The sequence below is a fragment of the Micromonospora sp. NPDC049580 genome (genome assembly GCF_040675595.1).
In the GTDB taxonomy this organism is placed as follows: Bacteria; Actinomycetota; Actinomycetes; order Mycobacteriales; family Micromonosporaceae; genus Micromonospora.
Window position 1 is genome coordinate 1 of record NZ_JBFAPG010000625.1, and the last position, 2,985, is coordinate 2,985.

2 protein-coding genes and 1 pseudogene are annotated in these 2,985 nt (G+C 70.1%); 2 read left to right on the forward strand and 1 reads right to left on the reverse strand.

The genetic code is table 11. The annotated features are described in order from the left end of the window. Window positions 1-102: 102 nt before the first annotated feature. Window positions 103-1,341: pseudogene (locus AB0J68_RS30115) on the forward strand (peroxidase family protein); the annotation flags it as partial. Window positions 1,342-1,430: 89 nt separating this feature from the next. On the opposite strand, the gene AB0J68_RS30120 reads toward AB0J68_RS30115, so the two are convergent. Continuing rightward, window positions 1,431-2,141, reverse strand: a complete 711-nt coding sequence (locus AB0J68_RS30120) for a DNA alkylation repair protein (RefSeq protein WP_363942025.1) — start codon at window positions 2,139-2,141, stop codon at window positions 1,431-1,433. Window positions 2,142-2,294: 153 nt separating this feature from the next. On the opposite strand from AB0J68_RS30120, the gene AB0J68_RS30125 reads away from it, so the two are divergent. Then, window positions 2,295-2,909 (forward strand): dihydrofolate reductase family protein, encoded by a 615-nt coding sequence (locus AB0J68_RS30125; protein WP_354855461.1) that lies wholly within the window; start codon window positions 2,295-2,297, stop codon window positions 2,907-2,909. The last annotated feature ends 76 nt before the right edge of the window (window positions 2,910-2,985 follow it).

A 2,985-nucleotide genomic window follows, 5' to 3' on the forward strand; every position in this document is an offset into this window, starting at 1 on the left:
GGAGTGGGAGTTCCTGGACAGCCGGGGGTACGCGGTGCCGGGGGAGCGGTACCGCTATCTGCTGCGTACGTCGGGTGAGGGTCCGGTCATCTGCATGACCAGCCGACGCGGTGGAGCAACCGGTTCTTCGAGATCCTCTTCGGCTACGAGTGGGAGCTCACCACGAGCCCTGGTGGCGCGAAGCAGTGGGTCGCCAAGGATGCCGAGGCGATCGTCCCGGACGCCTTCGACCCGTCGAAGAAGCACCGGCCGACGATGCTCACGACCGACCTGTCGCTGCGCGTCGACCCGGCGTACGAGAAGATCTCGCGCCGCTTCCTGGAGAACCCCGACCAGTTCGCGCTGGCCTTCGCCAAGGCGTGGTACAAGCTGCTGCACCGCGACATGGGCCCGATCGAGCGCTTCCTCGGGCCGTGGGTGGCCGAGCCGCAGCTCTGGCAGGACCCGGTGCCGGCCGTCGACCACGAGCTGGTGGGCGACGCCGACATCGCCGCCCTCAAGGCCAAGGTTCTGGATTCTGGTCTCACCATCGACCAGCTGGTCTCCACCGCCTGGGCCTCTGCCGCGAGCTTCCGGTACACCGACAAGCGCGGTGGCGCCAACGGCGCGCGGATCCGCCTCGAGCCGCAGCGCAACTGGGAGGTCAACCAGCCCGAGCAGCTCGCGTCGGTACTGAGCACCCTGGAGGGCATCCAGCAGGAGTTCAACGCCGCCGGTGGGGCGAGGATCTCGCTCGCCGACCTGATCGTGCTGGCCGGCTCGGCAGCGGTCGAGAAGGCGGCGCGCGACGCGGGTGTCGAGGTGACCGTGCCGTTCCGGCCGGGCCGCACCGACGCCACCCAGGAGCAGACCGACGTCGAGTCCTTCCGGGTCATGGAGCCGCGCGCCGACGGGTTCCGCAACTACCTGCGCCCGGGTGAGAAGACCCAGCCGGAGGTGCTGCTCGTCGACCGTGCCTACATGCTGAACCTGACCGCGCCCGAGATGACCGTCCTCGTCGGCGGTCTGCGGTCGCTCGGCGCCAACACCGGCGGCAGCCAGCACGGCGTCCTCACCGACCGGCCCGGTGTGCTCACCAACGACTTCTTCGCCAACCTGCTCTCCCCGGGCACCCGGTGGAGCGCGTCGAAGTCCGACGAGCACGTGTACGAGATCCGGGACCTGGCCACCGACGAGGTGAAGTGGACCGCCACCGCGGTCGACCTCATCTTCGGCTCCAACTCCCAGCTGCGGGCCCTCGCCGAGGTCTACGCCAGCCAGGACGCGCGCGACAAGTTCGTGCAGGACTTCGTCGCGGCCTGGACGAAGGTCATGGAGCTCGACCGGTTCGATCTCGCCTGATCCTGCGCTCACCGACGAGCCCCGGCCGATCCGTCAGCGATCGACCGGGGCTCGCCCGCGTCCTGCCGCAGCCGAAGACGCAAGGCCCGTCAGCCCAGCCCGGACAGGTACTCTCTGCGTCGCTGCGGCTCGAACTTCTCGATCGCGTACCGCAGCATGACGCGCGGCATGACCCGGTGATGCCGGGCCAGGAACTCCTCCTCGGCCGCCCGGTCGCGGTTGCCCACCTCGCGCAGCATCCAGCCCACCGCCTTGCGGACCAGGTCGTGCGGGTCGTGCAGGAGCCGTTCACCCAGGCGGAACGTCCAGTCGAAGTCACCGATCCTGATGAAGGCGAAGGTCGCCATGATGGCGATGCGCCGGTCCCACACCAGGTCCGACGCGGCCAGGCGATCCAGGACGCTCCGGTCCTTGTCGATCAGCCACGGCCCGAGGATGTACGGGGCGGACGAGTCCACCAGGTCCCAGTTGTTGATGTGGTCGGTGTTGTCCAGCAGGAGGCGGACGACGCGGCCCCGTTCCTCCTCGTCGCCCCGGGCGAACTTGCGGACCAGAATGAACAGCGATGTCAACCTCTCCTCGTGCACGTCGCTGGTCAGCAGCTCCGCCGTGCCGGTCAGGGAGAGATCGCGCCAGTACCGGGCGGCCACCCGCCGCTGTTCCGGTACGGAAACCCCGATCGCCCGGTCACCCTCGCCGTAGCCGCCCGGGCCCAGTTGGAGGAACCGGCTCGATCCGGCCGCCCGGGCCGGGTCGGCGAGGCTCGCGAGTTCGCGTCGGACGTCGGCGGGCGTGGCCATGTCCGTGCAACCTACCGGCCGCATCCGACGGTTCCGCCGTTCTCGGCGGATTCGGTCGGCGGCGCGCGGTTCGAGGGACGGTAGGTGGCCGACGAGTTTGGGATGCTGTGCCCGTCTATCTGCCGACAGCACCTGACGTGAAGGAGCACCGCGATGGCGAAGGTCATCTCCACGCTGTTCATCTCGGCCGACGGCGTGGCCGAGATCGACCCCGACTGGCACTTCCCGTACTTCGACGACAACATGGGCCGCGCCGTCACCGAGGACTACGACACGTCCGACGTGCTGCTCATCGGCCGGGTGACCTACGACAGCTTCGCCGGAGCCTGGCCCGACCGGGAGGCGGCGGGTGGCGAGGACGCCGGGTTCGCCAAGCAGCTCGGGGACGTGCGCAAGGTGGTCGTCTCCCGCCAGCCGCTGGAATTCTCCTGGCGCAACTCGGAGGTCATCGACGGCGATCTCCCGGCGGCCGTCGCCGCGCTCAAGGCCGACGCCGGGATCAAGGGCATCCTCATTCCCGGGTCGATCTCCGTGGTGCAGCAGCTCCTCGCCGCCGGGCTGGTCGACGAGCTGCGTCTGCTGGTGCACCCGGTGGCGGCGCGCAAGGGCCGCAGGCTGTTCGACGACGGCGACACGCCGTACCACCTGCGGGTGATGGCGACCGAGGTGTTCCCGACGGGCGTGCTCCGCGTGATCTACGCGCCGACCGACGCGCCCGGCGCGGTCGGCTACGACGACGTCAAGGACCAGGTGCCCGCGGGAAACTAGGCGACTCGGCCGCCCATCTCGCCGGCCGCCCGACGCCTGGTCCGAGCCGGCCCCGGCGCGTGGCGCGACGGGGCCG